The organism is Leclercia adecarboxylata, assembly GCF_023639785.1.
In the GTDB taxonomy this organism is placed as follows: domain Bacteria; phylum Pseudomonadota; class Gammaproteobacteria; order Enterobacterales; family Enterobacteriaceae; genus Enterobacter; species Enterobacter adecarboxylatus_D.
Genome location: NZ_CP098325.1, coordinates 3898328 through 3914508 on the forward strand (window position 1 = coordinate 3898328; position 16181 = coordinate 3914508).

The window sequence follows — 16181 nt, forward strand, 5'->3', positions numbered from 1 at the left end:
GAGGAATCAGTATGGCCAGAACAATTTTTTGCACCTTCCTGCAACGTGAAGCAGAAGGTCAGGACTTCCAGCTTTATCCGGGCGATCTGGGTAAGCGCATCTATAACGAGATCTCAAAAGAGGCGTGGGCGCAGTGGCAGCACAAGCAAACCATGCTGATCAACGAGCGCAAGCTCAACATGATGAACGTTGAACACCGTAAGCAGCTCGAAGAGGAGATGGTCAATTTCCTGTTTGAAGGGAAAGACGTGCACATCGAAGGTTATACGCCGCCAGAAAAATAATACCCAGCGGGCGGGTGCCTGACATTCGCCCCGGAACAAACACAACACGCACTCCCGGAATGATGAAAAAATTTTTAGCGCTTGCTCTTGTTGCACCGTTACTTGTTTCGTGTTCCTCCAGTAAAAAAGGCGATAGCTATAACGAAGCCTGGGTAAAGGACACCAACGGTTTTGACATTCTGATGGGGCAGTTCGCCCATAACATCGAAAACATATGGGGTTTTAACGAAGTTCTGATCGCCGGTCCAAAGGACTACGTTAAGTACACCGACGCCTACCAGACCCGCAGCCACATCAACTTTGACGACGGGACTATCACCGTCGAGACCATCGCCGGAACCGATCCTGCCGGGCGGCTGCGTCAGGCGATCGTCAAAACCCTGCTGATGGGCGACGATCCGGGCTCTATCGATCTTTACTCTGACGCTGACGATATCACCATCTCCAGAGAGCCGTTCCTCTATGGCCAGGTGGTGGATCAAACCGGCCAGTCCATTCGCTGGGAAGGCCGCGCCAACAACTTTGCCAACTATCTGCTGCAGACGCGCCTGAAGAGCCGCAGCAATGGCCTGCGCGTTATCTACAGCGTGACCATTAACCTGGTGCCAAACCACCTTGATAAGCGTGCGCATAAATATGTCGGGATGGTACGTCAGGCCTCGCGTAAATACGGTGTGGATGAGTCGCTGATTCTGGCAATTATGCAGACCGAGTCGTCGTTTAACCCCTACGCGGTAAGCCGTTCCGACGCCCTGGGCCTGATGCAGGTTGTGCAGCACAGCGCCGGGAAGGACGTGTTCCGCTCGCAGGGGAGATCCGGCACGCCGAGCCGTAGCTATCTGTTTGACCCCGCAAGCAACATCGATACCGGCACCGCCTATCTGGCGATGCTGAATAACGTCTACCTGAGCGGCATTGATAACCCGACCTCGCGTCGTTACGCGGTGATCACCGCCTACAACGGTGGCGCAGGCAGCGTGCTGCGCGTCTTCTCCAGCGATAAAATCCAGGCGGCAAACATTATTAACAGCATGTCGCCGGGGGATGTTTATCAGACCCTCACCAGTCGTCACCCTTCCGCAGAGTCCCGCCGCTACCTCTATAAGGTCAACACGGCGCAGAAGAGCTATCGAAGAAAGTAGTGCGATTTTTACCCTCTCCGTAAGGGAGAGGGTAAACATTCACGCCTGACCACCCGCCTGACCCATACGAAATTGTTATTTGCATCACAATCCAAACTGCAAATTAATGTGGATTGCATTTTTTTGCGGGAGGTAACAAAACATCACGCCACTCGCTGATAGAATTGCATCAAATACAAAACCCAAATGTTTCTACACCAACATACAGCCCGCTCTCTTGTGAGGAAAGTAACATGAACCTTAAGCTGCAGCTTAAAATCTTGTCGTTTCTGCAGTTCTGTCTGTGGGGGAGCTGGCTAACCACGCTCGGCTCCTACATGTTTGTCACGCTCAAATTCGATGGTGCCTCTATCGGCGCCGTTTATAGCTCTTTGGGCATTGCCGCTGTCCTGATGCCGACGCTGCTCGGGATCGTGGCGGACAAATGGATAAGCGCGAAGTGGGTCTATGCGCTTTGCCATCTGGTGGGGGCCGGTACGCTGTTTATGGCGGCCGAAGTCACCACGCCAGGGGCGATGTTTATGGTGATCCTGCTTAACTCGCTGGCTTATATGCCAACGCTTGGGCTTATCAACACCATCTCCTACTACCGTCTGAAAAACGCCGGTATGGATATCGTGACCGACTTCCCGCCGATCCGTATCTGGGGCACCATTGGCTTTATCATGGCGATGTGGGGCGTGAGCTTCGCAGGCTTCGAACTGAGCCACATGCAGCTCTACATCGGCGCTGCGCTGTCTCTGGTGCTGACGCTGTTCACCCTGACGCTGCCGCACATCCCGGTCTCTAACCAGCAGAAAAACCAGAGCTGGAGCGCTATGCTCGGCCTGGACGCATTCGCGCTGTTTAAAAACAAACGCATGGCGATTTTCTTTATCTTCTCCATGCTGCTGGGTGCGGAGCTGCAGATCACTAACATGTTCGGCAATACCTTCCTGCACAGCTTCGATAACGACCCGATGTTCTCCGGGAGCTTTATCGTTGAGCACGCGTCGGTGATGATGTCGATTTCCCAGATCTCCGAAACGCTGTTCATCCTGACCATCCCGTTCTTCCTGAGCCGCTACGGCATCAAGAACGTAATGATGATCAGTATCTTCGCCTGGATGCTGCGTTTTGGTCTGTTCGCCTACGGTGACCCGTCTGCCTTTGGTACCGTGCTGCTGGTTCTGTCGATGATTGTCTACGGCTGTGCCTTCGACTTCTTCAACATCTCCGGCTCCGTGTTCGTGGAAAAAGAGGTCCGTCCGGAAATCCGCGCCAGCGCCCAGGGCATGTTCCTGATGATGACCAACGGCTTCGGCTGTATTCTCGGCGGCGTGGTGAGCGGCAAGGTTGTTGAGATGTATACCACTAACGGTATTACTGACTGGCAGCCGGTGTGGCTGATCTTTGCAGGGTACTCGCTGGTACTGGCTTTCGCGTTCATGGTGCTGTTCAAGTACAAACATGTTCGTACCCCAACAGGTGCGCAGACCGTCGCGCATTAATCGATTAAGTCCCCCTCCCTGCGGAGGGGGATTTTTTTACTTCAGTACATATCCGTACAAACGCTTAATCCCGTCCGCATCCTTCTCGCTGTATACCCCCTGCAGTTCCGGTGAGAAACCAGGCAGCAAATTGACGCCCTCTTCCAGCGCCAGGAAGTAACGCTGTACTGCGCCACCCCAAAGTTCACCCGGCACCACGCACAGCACGCCTGGCGGGTATGGCAGCGCCCCTTCCGCCGCAATGCGCCCTTCGGCTTCGCTGATGCGAACCAGCTCAACGTTACCGCGAATAAAGGCCTGGTTGGCATCCTGCGGGTTCATCGCCACGGTGGGCAGGCTCTCTTTACGGAACATCGCTTTCTGCAGATCTTTCACGTCAAAGCTGACATACAGATCGTGCATCTCCTGGCAGAGCTGACGCAGCGTGTAGTCGCGGTAGCGCACCGGATATTTGTTCCAGATGGTCGGCAGAACATCCGCCAGCGGGGTATCGTCTTCAATGTGCTGCTCAAACTGGGCCAGCATTGCCACCAGTTGCGCCAGCTTCTCTGCGCTCTCCGCCGGGGTCAGCAGGAAGAGAATGGAGTTAAGGTCGCACTTCTCCGGAACAATGCCTTTCTCACGCAGATAGTGCGCGAGAATTGTCGCCGGAATACCAAAGTCGGTATATTCCCCGCTTTCCGCATCGATGCCCGGCGTGGTCAGCAGCAGCTTGCACGGGTCGACAAAATACTGGTGATCGGCATAGCCCTCAAAGCCGTGCCATTTCGCGCCCGGTTCAAAACTGAAGAAGCGCAGCTCGCTGGCAATGGCGTGGGTTGGATGGTCCTGCCATGGACGACCGGCCACTACAGGCGGGATAAACGGCTTAATCATCTTACAGTTGGCGATAATCGCCTTGCGCGCTTCAATGCCCAGCTCAACGCACTCTGCCCACAGCCGACGCCCGCTCTCCCCTTCGTGGATTTTGGCGTTCACGTCGAGGGCCGCAAAGAGCGGGTAGAATGGGCTGGTGGAGGCGTGCAGCATGAAAGCGTTGTTGAGACGCTTATGCGGGCAGAAACGCGCCTGACCGCGAATGTGGTTATCCTTTTTGTGGATCTGCGAGGTCTGTGAGAACCCGGCCTGCTGTTTGTGTACCGACTGGGTGACAAAGATCCCCGGATCGTTCTCATTCAGCTCAAGCAGCAGCGGCGAGGTGTCTGCCATCATCGGGATAAACTGCTCATATCCCACCCACGCGGAGTCAAACAGGATGTAGTCGCACAGCTGGCCAATCTTGTCGATCACCTGGCGGGCGTTATAGACGGTGCCGTCATAGGTGCCGAGCTGGATCACTGCCAGACGGAACGGACGCGCTTCACGGGCCTTTTCCGGGGCGACGTCACGGATCAGCTCCCGCAGATACGCCTCGTCAAAACAGCGATCATCAATGCCGCCAATAAAGCCAAACGGGTTGCGCGCCGCTTCGAGATACACCGGCGTGGCGCCGGCCTGGATCAGGGCGCCATGGTGGTTGGACTTATGGTTGTTGCGGTCGAACAGCACCAGATCGCCACGGGTCAGCAGGGCGTTGGTCACTACCTTGTTGGCGGCCGAAGTCCCGTTGAGAACGAAATAGGTCTTGTCGGCGTTAAACACTTTCGCCGCGAATTTTTGCGCATGTTTGGCGGAGCCTTCGTGGATCAGCAGATCGCCAAGCTTCACGTCGGCGTTGCACATATCGGCACGAAACACGTTCTCACCGAAGAAATCGAAGAACTGACGCCCTGCGGGGTGCTTCTTAAAGAACGCACCGTGCTGATGCCCCGGACAGGCGAAGGTGCTGTTGTCCATCGCCACGTACTGAGTGAGAGTGTCGAAAAACGGCGGCAGCAGGTTCTCTTCGTAGCGACAGGCGGCCGCTTCCAGCTCTAACCACTCCTGCGCTTTGCCATCGATCACCGCATCCACATCCGCAGGTGCTTCTACAGGTTCTGCTGAGAACATATAAACAGGCAGGTGGAAACCGGTGCGTTTCAGTAAGGCGAGGATGCCGCTGCGACTTTCAGCGACGGTAATGACGACTGCCGCCACATCCGTAAAATCTGTGTTATCCAGCGTCACCACTTCCCGGTGCGTGGATAAGGCGGACGCCAGCTCGCGGCTGACGGCAATTTTCATTGATTTCATAAGCGCAAATACCCGTGCAAGGCGTGAAAAAGCCCCGGACAGGGAGTCCCCCTGCCCAACGAATGTGTCTGACCGGAGTTCAGCTCCGACCGCCAGACATCAGTAAAAACAGAACGCGTCTGATTTTACTGTTGTCCTGCAGTGAGCCTGCGTTACCCTCACCGCATGGTGAGCGTAGAATAAGACGTGTCGATACGGCCAGCCATTCGCACAGCGAGAGGAGATCTGTTCATTGGCGGCTCCGTATCTGAGAGGAGAAAATTCGCGCAATAATGTCACTTTTCGCCAGGGGGCGCAAGGAGGAATCATTATGCAAAAAACAGTATTACGCTTGGCGATTACTCACTGAAAAGAGTAATAATAATGCAATATCAATGAGTAAATAACAGGAGTTCGTAGTGGTTATTGGACCATTTATTAACGCAGGTGCCGTGCTGCTGGGCGGCGTACTGGGCGCCTTGCTAAGCCAGCGATTACCGGAGCGTATTCGCTCCTCCATGCCCTCTATCTTCGGCCTGGCATCATTAGGCATTGGTATTCTGCTGGTCATCAAGTGCGCCAACCTGCCGGTGATGGTGCTGGCAACGCTGCTTGGGGCACTGATCGGCGAGTTTTGTTATCTGGAAAAAGGCATTAACGGTGCCGTCAGCAAAGCCAAGAATCTGCTCTCACGAGGTAAACAGAAAGGCGGTGGGCACGATGCGTTTATTCAGAACTATGTCGCCATCATTATTCTCTTCTGCGCCAGCGGCACGGGCATTTTTGGCTCAATGCAGGAAGGGATGACCGGCGATCCGAGCATCCTTATTGCCAAGGCCTTTCTCGATTTCTTCACCGCCACTATCTTTGCCACTACGCTTGGCGTTGCCGTCGCCGCCATTTGCGTGCCTATGCTGCTCATACAGCTCGCCCTGGCAACCTGCGCCACGCTGATACTACCGCTGACGACCCCGGCGATGATGGCTGACTTCACCGCTGTCGGTGGCCTGCTGCTGCTGGCGACGGGGTTGAGGATCTGTGGGATCAAGATGTTTGCAGTGGTGAATATGCTGCCTGCGCTGGTCATCGCCATGCCGCTCTCCGCCCTGTGGACAGCGTTTTTTGCCTGATCTTGCAGCAAAATGGCGATGGAGTGTGCGGTCAGTAGCGAAATTAACAAATTTCGTTGACGTCGTTGAGTAGATCGGGTTTAATGCGCCCCGTTGCCCGGATAGCTCAGTCGGTAGAGCAGGGGATTGAAAATCCCCGTGTCCTTGGTTCGATTCCGAGTCCGGGCACCACTATTTAAAGAACCCGCCCAAAAGGCGGGTTTTTGCTTTTCCAGAACCCTACATTTCATCAAACTGCACCCAACTCTTTCCTGATGCCCCGAAATTTGCGGCCTGTACGCACCATGCAGGCTTTAACTCCTGTAAGCACCCTCAGCGTCTGGCTCACTTCTTATGGCCGCTCAGGCGTTATAGAGTCGATTATAAATAGCATCTGGTAAGCGACGGTGTTACGCCTTTTTCGCGCTGTAAACTTCTTCACCGGAGAAGGTCGGTTCAGCCCAAAAATTGATATTGAACTGGGCATCATCCGTCATCTCAATACGGTGCCAGTACTGCGGTGGGCTGGTGGCGAAGTTGCCTGCGTTAATCACAACCTTCACCTCTGGCTCTGTCGCCTCTGCGTTCGCGAAGCCGTAATAGGTTACGGTCCCTTCCATTACGCAAAGCTGCCCAAAGATCCCTGCTGCGGTATTGTGATGACTCAGAAGAGCTGCCGGGACGTTATCTTTGGTAAAGAAGGGAGTTGAACGTTTGATTGTCCAGTTTTTAGGGATTCTTTGATGGCTCATAATGACCTCCGACTTAAAACATGCATTTAAAATACATCTTTATCCTTGGCCTGTAAAGCTCATTTGATAATAAATCTCATTTGAACGATTAATTGAAGATATATGAAAGGGAGTATTACCGGCAGGCCGGGTAAGGCACAAACGCAAAAAGCCCGTCCTTGCGGACGGGCTCTCGGCTTTAATTGATGCCTGGCAGTTCCCTACTCTCGCATGGGGAGACCCCACACTACCATCGGCGCTACGGCGTTTCACTTCTGAGTTCGGCATGGGGTCAGGTGGGACCACCGCGCTACAGCCGCCAGGCAAATTCTGTTATCTGTATCAGGCTGAAAATCGTCTCAAATCTCACCGAAACAGCTTCGGCGTTGTAAGGTTAAGCCTCACGGTTCATTAGTACCGGTTAGCTCAACGCATCGCTGCGCTTACACACCCGGCCTATCAACGTCGTCGTCTTCAACGTTCCTTCAGGACCCTTAAAGGGTCAGGGAGAACTCATCTCGGGGCAAGTTTCGTGCTTAGATGCTTTCAGCACTTATCTCTTCCGCATTTAGCTACCGGGCAGTGCCATTGGCATGACAACCCGAACACCAGTGATGCGTCCACTCCGGTCCTCTCGTACTAGGAGCAGCCCCCCTCAATTCTCCAGCGCCCACGGCAGATAGGGACCGAACTGTCTCACGACGTTCTAAACCCAGCTCGCGTACCACTTTAAATGGCGAACAGCCATACCCTTGGGACCTACTTCAGCCCCAGGATGTGATGAGCCGACATCGAGGTGCCAAACACCGCCGTCGATATGAACTCTTGGGCGGTATCAGCCTGTTATCCCCGGAGTACCTTTTATCCGTTGAGCGATGGCCCTTCCATACAGAACCACCGGATCACTATGACCTGCTTTCGCACCTGCTCGAGCCGTCACTCTCGCAGTCAAGCTAGCTTATGCCATTGCACTAACCTCCTGATGTCCGACCAGGATTAGCTAACCTTCGTGCTCCTCCGTTACTCTTTAGGAGGAGACCGCCCCAGTCAAACTACCCACCAGACACTGTCCGCAACCCGGATTACGGGTCTACGTTAGAACACCAGCCATTAAAGGGTGGTATTTCAAGGATGGCTCCACGCAGACTGGCGTCCACGCTTCAAAGCCTCCCACCTATCCTACACATCAAGGACCAGTGTTCAGTGTCAAGCTATAGTAAAGGTTCACGGGGTCTTTCCGTCTTGCCGCGGGTACACTGCATCTTCACAGCGATTTCAATTTCACTGAGTCTCGGGTGGAGACAGCCTGGCCATCATTACGCCATTCGTGCAGGTCGGAACTTACCCGACAAGGAATTTCGCTACCTTAGGACCGTTATAGTTACGGCCGCCGTTTACCGGGGCTTCGATCAAGAGCTTCGCGTTGCCGCTAACCCCATCAATTAACCTTCCGGCACCGGGCAGGCGTCACACCGTATACGTCCACTTTCGTGTTTGCACAGTGCTGTGTTTTTAATAAACAGTTGCAGCCAGCTGGTATCTTCGACTGATTTCAGCTCCACCCGCAGGGGCTTCACCTACATATCAGCGTGCCTTCTCCCGAAGTTACGGCACCATTTTGCCTAGTTCCTTCACCCGAGTTCTCTCAAGCGCCTTGGTATTCTCTACCTGACCACCTGTGTCGGTTTGGGGTACGATTCGTTGTTACCTGATGCTTAGAGGCTTTTCCTGGAAGCAGGGCATTTGTTACTTCAGCACCGTAGTGCCTCGTCATCACACCTCAGCGTTAAAAAGGTACCGGATTTACCTGGAACCTCCGCCTACATGCTTAAACCGGGACAACCGTCGCCCGGCCAACATAGCCTTCTCCGTCCCCCCTTCGCAGTAACACCGAGTACAGGAATATTAACCTGTTTCCCATCGACTACGCCTTTCGGCCTCGCCTTAGGGGTCGACTCACCCTGCCCCGATTAACGTTGGACAGGAACCCTTGGTCTTCCGGCGAGCGGGCTTTTCACCCGCTTTATCGTTACTTATGTCAGCATTCGCACTTCTGATACCTCCAGCAAACCTCACAGTTCACCTTCAACGGCTTACAGAACGCTCCCCTACCCAACAACACATAGTGTCGCTGCCGCAGCTTCGGTGCATGGTTTAGCCCCGTTACATCTTCCGCGCAGGCCGACTCGACCAGTGAGCTATTACGCTTTCTTTAAATGATGGCTGCTTCTAAGCCAACATCCTGGCTGTCTGTGCCTTCCCACATCGTTTCCCACTTAACCATGACTTTGGGACCTTAGCTGGCGGTCTGGGTTGTTTCCCTCTTCACGACGGACGTTAGCACCCGCCGTGTGTCTCCCGTGATAACATTCTCCGGTATTCGCAGTTTGCATCGGGTTGGTAAGCCGGGATGGCCCCCTAGCCGAAACAGTGCTCTACCCCCGGAGATGAGTTCACGAGGCGCTACCTAAATAGCTTTCGGGGAGAACCAGCTATCTCCCGGTTTGATTGGCCTTTCACCCCCAGCCACAAGTCATCCGCTAATTTTTCAACATTAGTCGGTTCGGTCCTCCAGTTAGTGTTACCCAACCTTCAACCTGCCCATGGCTAGATCACCGGGTTTCGGGTCTATACCCTGCAACTTAACGCCCAGTTAAGACTCGGTTTCCCTTCGGCTCCCCTATACGGTTAACCTTGCTACAGAATATAAGTCGCTGACCCATTATACAAAAGGTACGCAGTCACACCACGAAGGTGCTCCCACTGCTTGTACGTACACGGTTTCAGGTTCTTTTTCACTCCCCTCGCCGGGGTTCTTTTCGCCTTTCCCTCACGGTACTGGTTCACTATCGGTCAGTCAGGAGTATTTAGCCTTGGAGGATGGTCCCCCCATATTCAGACAGGATACCACGTGTCCCGCCCTACTCTTCGAGTTCACAGCAAGTGTGCTTTCATGTACGGGACTATCACCCTGTACCGTCGGACTTTCCAGACCGTTCCACTAACACACAAGCTGATTCAGACTCCGGGCTGCTCCCCGTTCGCTCGCCGCTACTGGGGGAATCTCGGTTGATTTCTTTTCCTCGGGGTACTTAGATGTTTCAGTTCCCCCGGTTCGCCTCGTTAACCTATGTATTCAGTTAACGATAGTGCAACGGATTGCACTGGGTTTCCCCATTCGGACATCGCCGGGTCAAAGGTTCATATCACCTCGCCGGCGCTTTTCGCAGATTAGCACGTCCTTCATCGCCTCTGACTGCCAGGGCATCCACCGTGTACGCTTAGTCGCTTAACCTCACAACCCGAAGATGTTTCACTTCATGATTGTGAAAATTTGAGAGACTCGAACACACCTGATTCTGTTCCTGTTTACGGAGAACAGACACGGTGTGTCGTTTCAATTTTCAGCTTGATCCAGATTTTTAAAGAGCAAATATCTCAAACGTCACCCGAAGATGAGTTTTGAGATATAACGGCAGGTGACTTTCACTCACAAACCAGCAAGTGGCGTCCCCTAGGGGATTCGAACCCCTGTTACCGCCGTGAAAGGGCGGTGTCCTGGGCCTCTAGACGAAGGGGACACTGAAGTCTCAATCGCAAGACGCCTTGCTATTTACTTTTCATCAGACAATCTGTGTGAGCACTACAAAGGCAGGTTCTTTAAGGTAAGGAGGTGATCCAACCGCAGGTTCCCCTACGGTTACCTTGTTACGACTTCACCCCAGTCATGAATCACAAAGTGGTAAGCGCCCTCCCGAAGGTTAAGCTACCTACTTCTTTTGCAACCCACTCCCATGGTGTGACGGGCGGTGTGTACAAGGCCCGGGAACGTATTCACCGTAGCATTCTGATCTACGATTACTAGCGATTCCGACTTCATGGAGTCGAGTTGCAGACTCCAATCCGGACTACGACGCACTTTATGAGGTCCGCTTGCTCTCGCGAGGTCGCTTCTCTTTGTATGCGCCATTGTAGCACGTGTGTAGCCCTACTCGTAAGGGCCATGATGACTTGACGTCATCCCCACCTTCCTCCAGTTTATCACTGGCAGTCTCCTTTGAGTTCCCGGCCTAACCGCTGGCAACAAAGGATAAGGGTTGCGCTCGTTGCGGGACTTAACCCAACATTTCACAACACGAGCTGACGACAGCCATGCAGCACCTGTCTCAGAGTTCCCGAAGGCACCAATCCATCTCTGGAAAGTTCTCTGGATGTCAAGAGTAGGTAAGGTTCTTCGCGTTGCATCGAATTAAACCACATGCTCCACCGCTTGTGCGGGCCCCCGTCAATTCATTTGAGTTTTAACCTTGCGGCCGTACTCCCCAGGCGGTCGACTTAACGCGTTAGCTCCGGAAGCCACGCCTCAAGGGCACAGCCTCCAAGTCGACATCGTTTACGGCGTGGACTACCAGGGTATCTAATCCTGTTTGCTCCCCACGCTTTCGCACCTGAGCGTCAGTCTTTGTCCAGGGGGCCGCCTTCGCCACCGGTATTCCTCCAGATCTCTACGCATTTCACCGCTACACCTGGAATTCTACCCCCCTCTACAAGACTCTAGCCTGCCAGTTTCGAATGCAGTTCCCAGGTTGAGCCCGGGGATTTCACATCCGACTTGACAGACCGCCTGCGTGCGCTTTACGCCCAGTAATTCCGATTAACGCTTGCACCCTCCGTATTACCGCGGCTGCTGGCACGGAGTTAGCCGGTGCTTCTTCTGCGAGTAACGTCAATCACTGTGGTTATTAACCACAATGCCTTCCTCCTCGCTGAAAGTACTTTACAACCCGAAGGCCTTCTTCATACACGCGGCATGGCTGCATCAGGCTTGCGCCCATTGTGCAATATTCCCCACTGCTGCCTCCCGTAGGAGTCTGGACCGTGTCTCAGTTCCAGTGTGGCTGGTCATCCTCTCAGACCAGCTAGGGATCGTCGCCTAGGTGAGCCGTTACCCCACCTACTAGCTAATCCCATCTGGGCACATCTGATGGCAAGAGGCCCGAAGGTCCCCCTCTTTGGTCTTGCGACGTTATGCGGTATTAGCTACCGTTTCCAGTAGTTATCCCCCTCCATCAGGCAGTTTCCCAGACATTACTCACCCGTCCGCCACTCGTCACCCGAGAGCAAGCTCTCTGTGCTACCGTTCGACTTGCATGTGTTAGGCCTGCCGCCAGCGTTCAATCTGAGCCATGATCAAACTCTTCAATTTAAGTTTGATGCTCGTGAATTAAACTTCGTAATGAATTACGTATGTTCACTCAGAGACTTGGTATTCATTTATTGTCCGAAGACATTAAGAATCCATGTCACTTTGAGTGCCCACACAGATTGTCTGATAAATTGTTAAAGAGCAGTGCAACGCGGCTTTCGCTCACCGTTGCGAGGTGGCGTATATTACGCTTTCCTCTTTCAGAGTCAAGCGATTATTTCACGCTTTTCTCTTCAACCGGCCCGGCTGTTTGTGTGAAGTGATTCACATCCGCCGTGTCGATGGAGGCGCATTATAGGGAGTTCTCCTGAGGCCGCAACCCTTAAATAACAGAAAAATGACTGACTGCTGCATTCCCCAGCAAAACCCCGCCTTATACCTGTTTACACACAGACTTATCCACAATCACACTGATTTTAGCCGCGGCGTACCCGGTAAGACGGGGTTTTGAGTTATTCGGAGGCTTGCTCTTTTCCTACCAGAACGGTGGTCAGCGTAAAGGACAACACCAGTGAAATCGCCACACCTGCCACGGCAAAGACAAAGTATGGACCTATATAAGCAGGCAAGCTGAAGATGCTCGACAGGATATAGCCGTAGAGACGCACGCCGAAGAAGGCAATAAAGGCAGAGGCGAGAGAGCTGGCCACTGTCGCCGCAATGAACGCTTTTTTGTAGCGTGTCAGCACGCCAAAGAGTGCTGGCTCGGTAATGCCCAGCAGCGCAGAGATGGCCGCCGACAGCGTAACGGTCTTATACTGACGATTACGGCTCAGGCGCCAGATAGCAAACGTCGCCCCGGCAATCGCTATATTGGCCATAAACATCATCGGCATTAGCATGTCGTAACCACGGTCGCTAAAGTTCTGCAGGGCGATGGGCGTCATCGCATGGTGCATCCCGGTCAGGATCGCCACCGGGCGGATGGCCCCGACAATAAGCCCGGCAAAACTGGCCGACACGCTAAACAGCCCTTCTATAAAGAAGGCGAGTCCTTTACCCAGCCAGATGCCGATGGGGCCGATCACCACCAGCGCCGCCAGTGCACCTATAAAGAGAGTGAGCGTGGGTGTAAATACGGTTTTGAGCACATCCGGCATAATGCTGTCGACCCAGCGATGGATATAGCTCAGTGCCAGCACCGAGAAAATCACCGGAATTACGCTCGACGCGTAGTTAAAGACGGAGACCGGGATCGCATTCATTAACCAGAGGGCACTCACCGCACCTTCCTGATGTGTCGCCAGCGCTTTCGCTGCTTCTATTAAGGAGGGGTACATCAGACAGGCAGCAACCGCTGCGGCGAGATACTCATTCGTTTTGAAAATCCTGGCCGCCGACACCGCAAGGAAGAACGGCAGGAAATAAAAGACGCCGCTGGCGATAAGGTCGATCACCATAACGGTATCGCTTTTCGCCGAAACCACCTTCAGCGCGATGAGTCCGGCCAGCAGGCCTTTAATCATCCCAGCCCCGGCAATGGCCGGTACAATTGGGCCGAACACACCCGATACGGTATCCATAAAAAGAGAGACCAGGCTTTTACGTCCCTTTGTGACCGTCAGCGCATCGCTGGCATCCTCCCCCAGCACACTGAGCATTTGTTCGTACCAGCTGTTCACCTTTGGGCCGATGATGACCTGGAACTGATCGCTCTGGAGTTGTGCCCCCAGCACGCCGGGCACATTTTTGATCGCGTTCTGATCCACTTTATTATCGTCGATTAAATCAAACCTCAGCCGCGTCATGCAGTGCCAGACTTTATTAATATTCCCCTGCCCGCCAACCAGACGAATAATATTATTGATGGCTTCTTGCGTCCCCATAAAGACTCCTGCCGGTATTGTTGTCGTTTTATTGATGCAGTGAGCATAAATAAACCACCCAAACAAAAAAAACCAATAAAATTTGATGTCGCTCACAAACAGCCTGAATAAGAGATACAAAACCGTGGCTAACATAAAATTGGTACGGTTTTTAATTAAAATAAAACCAAATAACTGACCAAAATAAATAATAAAAAAAACCATTTACCCGCCAACATTTTTAGGGTGATGATATTCCCATTCTGTATTTCCACAGCGCAGCAAAGGAGTTTCTCGTGACGCCTGTGATCATCAAAAATATCGAGTGTTTTATTACCCGCCCGGACCGGCATAACCTGGTAACCGTGCGCGTCACAACGGAACAGGGACCAGTCGGATATGGCTGCGCCACCTTCCAGCAGCGCCCTCTGGCGGTTAAAACCCTTGTTGATGAGTACCTCAAACCGCTGCTGATCGGCCGGGATGCTAACAACATCGAAGATCTGTGGCAGATGATGAACGTTAACGCCTACTGGCGTAACGGCCCGGTGATGAATAATGCCATCTCCGGCGTGGATATGGCCCTGTGGGATATCAAAGGAAAACTGGCCGGCATGCCGCTGTATCAGCTGCTGGGGGGGAAATCCCGTGATGCGATCCCGGCTTACAGCCACGCCAGCGGCGAGACGCTGGAAGAGCTGTTTGCCTCGGTCGATAAACTGGTGGCGCAGGGTTATCGGCATATCCGCTGCCAGCTCGGTTTTTACGGCGGCACGCCGTCGGCCCTGCATGCCCCGGAAAACCCAACGGCAGGCGCCTGGTTCGATCAGCATGAATATATGAGCAATACCGTGGAGATGTTCCGTGCCCTGCGCGAGAAATATGGCTGGAAGCTCCAGCTCTTGCACGATGTCCATGAGCGTCTGTTCCCCCAGCAGGCGGTGCTGCTGGCCAAACAGCTGGAGCCTTATCAGCCCTATTTTATCGAAGATATTTTGCCGCCCCAGCAGAGCGCCTGGCTGGAGCAGGTTCGTCAGCAAAGCTGCGTCCCGCTGGCAATGGGTGAGTTATTCAATAATCCGGCTGAGTGGCACGACGTGATTGTGAATCGTCGCATCGACTTTATTCGCTGCCATGTTTCGCAGATCGGCGGCATTACCCCCGCGCTGAAGCTGGCGCATTTATGCCAGGCCTTTGGCGTGCGTCTTGCCTGGCATGGCCCCGGCGATATGACCCCGATCGGCGTGGCGGTCAATACGCACCTGAATATTCATCTGCACAATGCCGCCATTCAGGAGTTTATTCCCCGCTCGGCCACTACCGACAGCGTGTTCCCCGGCGCGCCTGAGGTGAAAGACGGGTTTATCTACCCACCTGACGCACCAGGCATCGGCACCGGCTTTAATGAAGAGCAGGCGCTGGCGCATCCGGTGTTCTGGCGCCCGCACGAGTGGACGCAAAGCCGCCTGCCGGACGGCACCATTCATACGCCCTGATTTTGCCGCCAGGCTAAGTTATCGCGGTTCCAGGGGCTGACGTAAGTGCAGGTGTAGTTGATATCAATGATGTCGCTCACCTCAAATACCCGGCCCCCCTCCAGTATTCCCCGGTTATTGATATGCATTGCCGGCCCGCCTTTTTTGCAGCCCAGCAGCACCGCCTGCTCACGGCTGACGCTGACCGCCCGGTAGGTGGTGAGCATATGGGAAATCACCAGTCCTTTACTTAATACGTACTGCTGAATAGAGCGCTCAATGACCTGTTGATTGAGATCCGGGAAATCGGCGGCTGGCATGCTGGATACCTCCAGCTGTACGGGCTGGTTATCGACGTAGCGCAGGCGGCAGAAGTGCCAGATAAAGCTCTCTTCATCGATACCGAAGATCTGCTGTACCGCGCGATCGGGCCGCGTCTTATGCAGGCTGATCATCCGGTAGCGCATCTGATCAAACCGCTTTTCCGTGATCGAGTTGTAGATCAGCGGATTATTGCGGGCGTGCTCGTTGATCCATATCCCCGAGCCCTGGACTATCCGCACCACGCCAATGCTCACCAGCTTCTCCAGCGCCTGGCGGATAGTGAAACGCGACACGCCATACTCTTCGGCAAGCTGCCTCTCAGGAGGAAGTTTGCGTGGCCCCGCCGTGGTGTCCTGATAGATTTTGCTCAGCAGATCCTGGGTCACAAACTCTTTCTTTTTCATTATTCGGTCCTGAAATCCTTCAACCGTCGACGGGGTGTGTAAGGGTAACATTTTGCGATC

At 53.7% G+C, this 16181-nt stretch carries 9 protein-coding genes, 2 tRNA genes and 3 rRNA genes; 6 read left to right on the forward strand and 8 right to left on the reverse strand.

Annotation, left to right across the window (positions count from 1 at the left end; genetic code table 11):
* Window positions 1–11 precede the first annotated feature (11 nt).
* The 3 genes from NB069_RS18390 to NB069_RS18400 all read left to right on the forward strand — a co-directional run bounded on the left by NB069_RS18390 (window position 12) and on the right by NB069_RS18400 (window position 2916).
* A complete protein-coding gene (locus NB069_RS18390; protein ID WP_103176936.1) occupies window positions 12–284 on the forward strand; it encodes an oxidative damage protection protein in 273 nt (90 codons plus the stop codon).
* A gap of 62 nt (window positions 285–346) precedes the next feature.
* Window positions 347–1426 (forward strand): membrane-bound lytic murein transglycosylase MltC, encoded by a 1080-nt coding sequence (mltC, locus tag NB069_RS18395; RefSeq protein ID WP_250585898.1) that lies wholly within the window; start codon window positions 347–349, stop codon window positions 1424–1426.
* A 233-nt stretch (window positions 1427–1659) separates the two neighbouring features.
* Window positions 1660–2916 (forward strand): nucleoside permease, encoded by a 1257-nt coding sequence (locus NB069_RS18400; protein WP_250585900.1) that lies wholly within the window; start codon window positions 1660–1662, stop codon window positions 2914–2916.
* A 36-nt stretch (window positions 2917–2952) separates the two neighbouring features.
* Here the strand turns inward: NB069_RS18400 and NB069_RS18405 are convergent, their stop codons facing one another.
* Entirely contained in the window at window positions 2953–5088 is a 2136-nt protein-coding gene (locus tag NB069_RS18405; protein ID WP_250585901.1) for an ornithine decarboxylase, read from the reverse strand.
* A 398-nt stretch (window positions 5089–5486) separates the two neighbouring features.
* Here NB069_RS18405 and NB069_RS18410 point away from each other — a divergent pair, with 398 nt between their 5' ends.
* Together NB069_RS18410 and NB069_RS18415 are read left to right on the forward strand one after the other, a co-directional pair.
* Window positions 5487–6197, forward strand: coding sequence for a DUF554 domain-containing protein (locus NB069_RS18410; protein ID WP_250585903.1), 711 nt, complete (start codon window positions 5487–5489; stop codon window positions 6195–6197).
* Window positions 6198–6292: 95 nt separating this feature from the next.
* Window positions 6293–6368, forward strand: a tRNA-Phe gene (locus NB069_RS18415).
* 218 nt (window positions 6369–6586) lie between these two features.
* Here the strand turns inward: NB069_RS18415 and NB069_RS18420 are convergent.
* From NB069_RS18420 to NB069_RS18445, 6 genes are all read right to left on the reverse strand, one after another.
* Window positions 6587–6928: a DUF1971 domain-containing protein gene (locus NB069_RS18420; protein ID WP_138370478.1), complete on the reverse strand. Its 342-nt coding sequence runs from the start codon at window positions 6926–6928 to the stop codon at window positions 6587–6589.
* A 187-nt stretch (window positions 6929–7115) separates the two neighbouring features.
* Window positions 7116–7231: ribosomal RNA gene (gene rrf, locus NB069_RS18425) — 5S ribosomal RNA — on the reverse strand.
* Window positions 7232–7297: 66 nt separating this feature from the next.
* A 23S ribosomal RNA gene (locus tag NB069_RS18430) occupies window positions 7298–10202 on the reverse strand.
* Window positions 10203–10412: 210 nt separating this feature from the next.
* Window positions 10413–10488: transfer RNA gene (locus tag NB069_RS18435), tRNA-Glu, on the reverse strand.
* Window positions 10489–10573: 85 nt separating this feature from the next.
* A 16S ribosomal RNA gene (locus NB069_RS18440) occupies window positions 10574–12113 on the reverse strand.
* The 16S, 23S and 5S rRNA genes sit together here with 1 tRNA gene alongside, the layout of an rRNA operon.
* 452 nt (window positions 12114–12565) lie before the next feature.
* Entirely contained in the window at window positions 12566–13939 is a 1374-nt protein-coding gene (locus tag NB069_RS18445) for a PTS transporter subunit EIIC (protein WP_250585905.1), read from the reverse strand.
* A 275-nt stretch (window positions 13940–14214) separates the two neighbouring features.
* Here NB069_RS18445 and NB069_RS18450 point away from each other — a divergent pair, with 275 nt between their 5' ends.
* Window positions 14215–15414, forward strand: coding sequence for an enolase C-terminal domain-like protein (locus tag NB069_RS18450; RefSeq protein WP_250585908.1), 1200 nt, complete (start codon window positions 14215–14217; stop codon window positions 15412–15414).
* Here the strand turns inward: NB069_RS18450 and NB069_RS18455 are convergent.
* A complete protein-coding gene (locus tag NB069_RS18455) occupies window positions 15402–16121 on the reverse strand; it encodes a GntR family transcriptional regulator (protein ID WP_250585909.1) in 720 nt (239 codons plus the stop codon). The two genes, NB069_RS18450 and NB069_RS18455, sit on opposite strands and share 13 nt — an antisense overlap.
* Window positions 16122–16181: the final 60 nt, after the last annotated feature.

Excerpts from the sequence above, each read along its gene's own strand:
- NB069_RS18390 (WP_103176936.1), top strand. The coding sequence starts at position 12 with ATGGCCAGAACAATTTTTTGCACCTTCCTGCAACGTGAAGCAGAAGGT.
- NB069_RS18420 (WP_138370478.1), bottom strand. The coding sequence starts at position 6,928 with ATGAGCCATCAAAGAATCCCTAAAAACTGGACAATCAAACGTTCAACT.
- NB069_RS18445 (WP_250585905.1), bottom strand. The coding sequence starts at position 13,939 with ATGGGGACGCAAGAAGCCATCAATAATATTATTCGTCTGGTTGGCGGG.
- NB069_RS18400 (WP_250585900.1), top strand. The coding sequence starts at position 1,660 with ATGAACCTTAAGCTGCAGCTTAAAATCTTGTCGTTTCTGCAGTTCTGT.
- mltC (WP_250585898.1), top strand. The coding sequence starts at position 347 with ATGAAAAAATTTTTAGCGCTTGCTCTTGTTGCACCGTTACTTGTTTCG.
- NB069_RS18455 (WP_250585909.1), bottom strand. The coding sequence starts at position 16,121 with ATGAAAAAGAAAGAGTTTGTGACCCAGGATCTGCTGAGCAAAATCTAT.
- NB069_RS18405 (WP_250585901.1), bottom strand. The coding sequence starts at position 5,088 with ATGAAATCAATGAAAATTGCCGTCAGCCGCGAGCTGGCGTCCGCCTTA.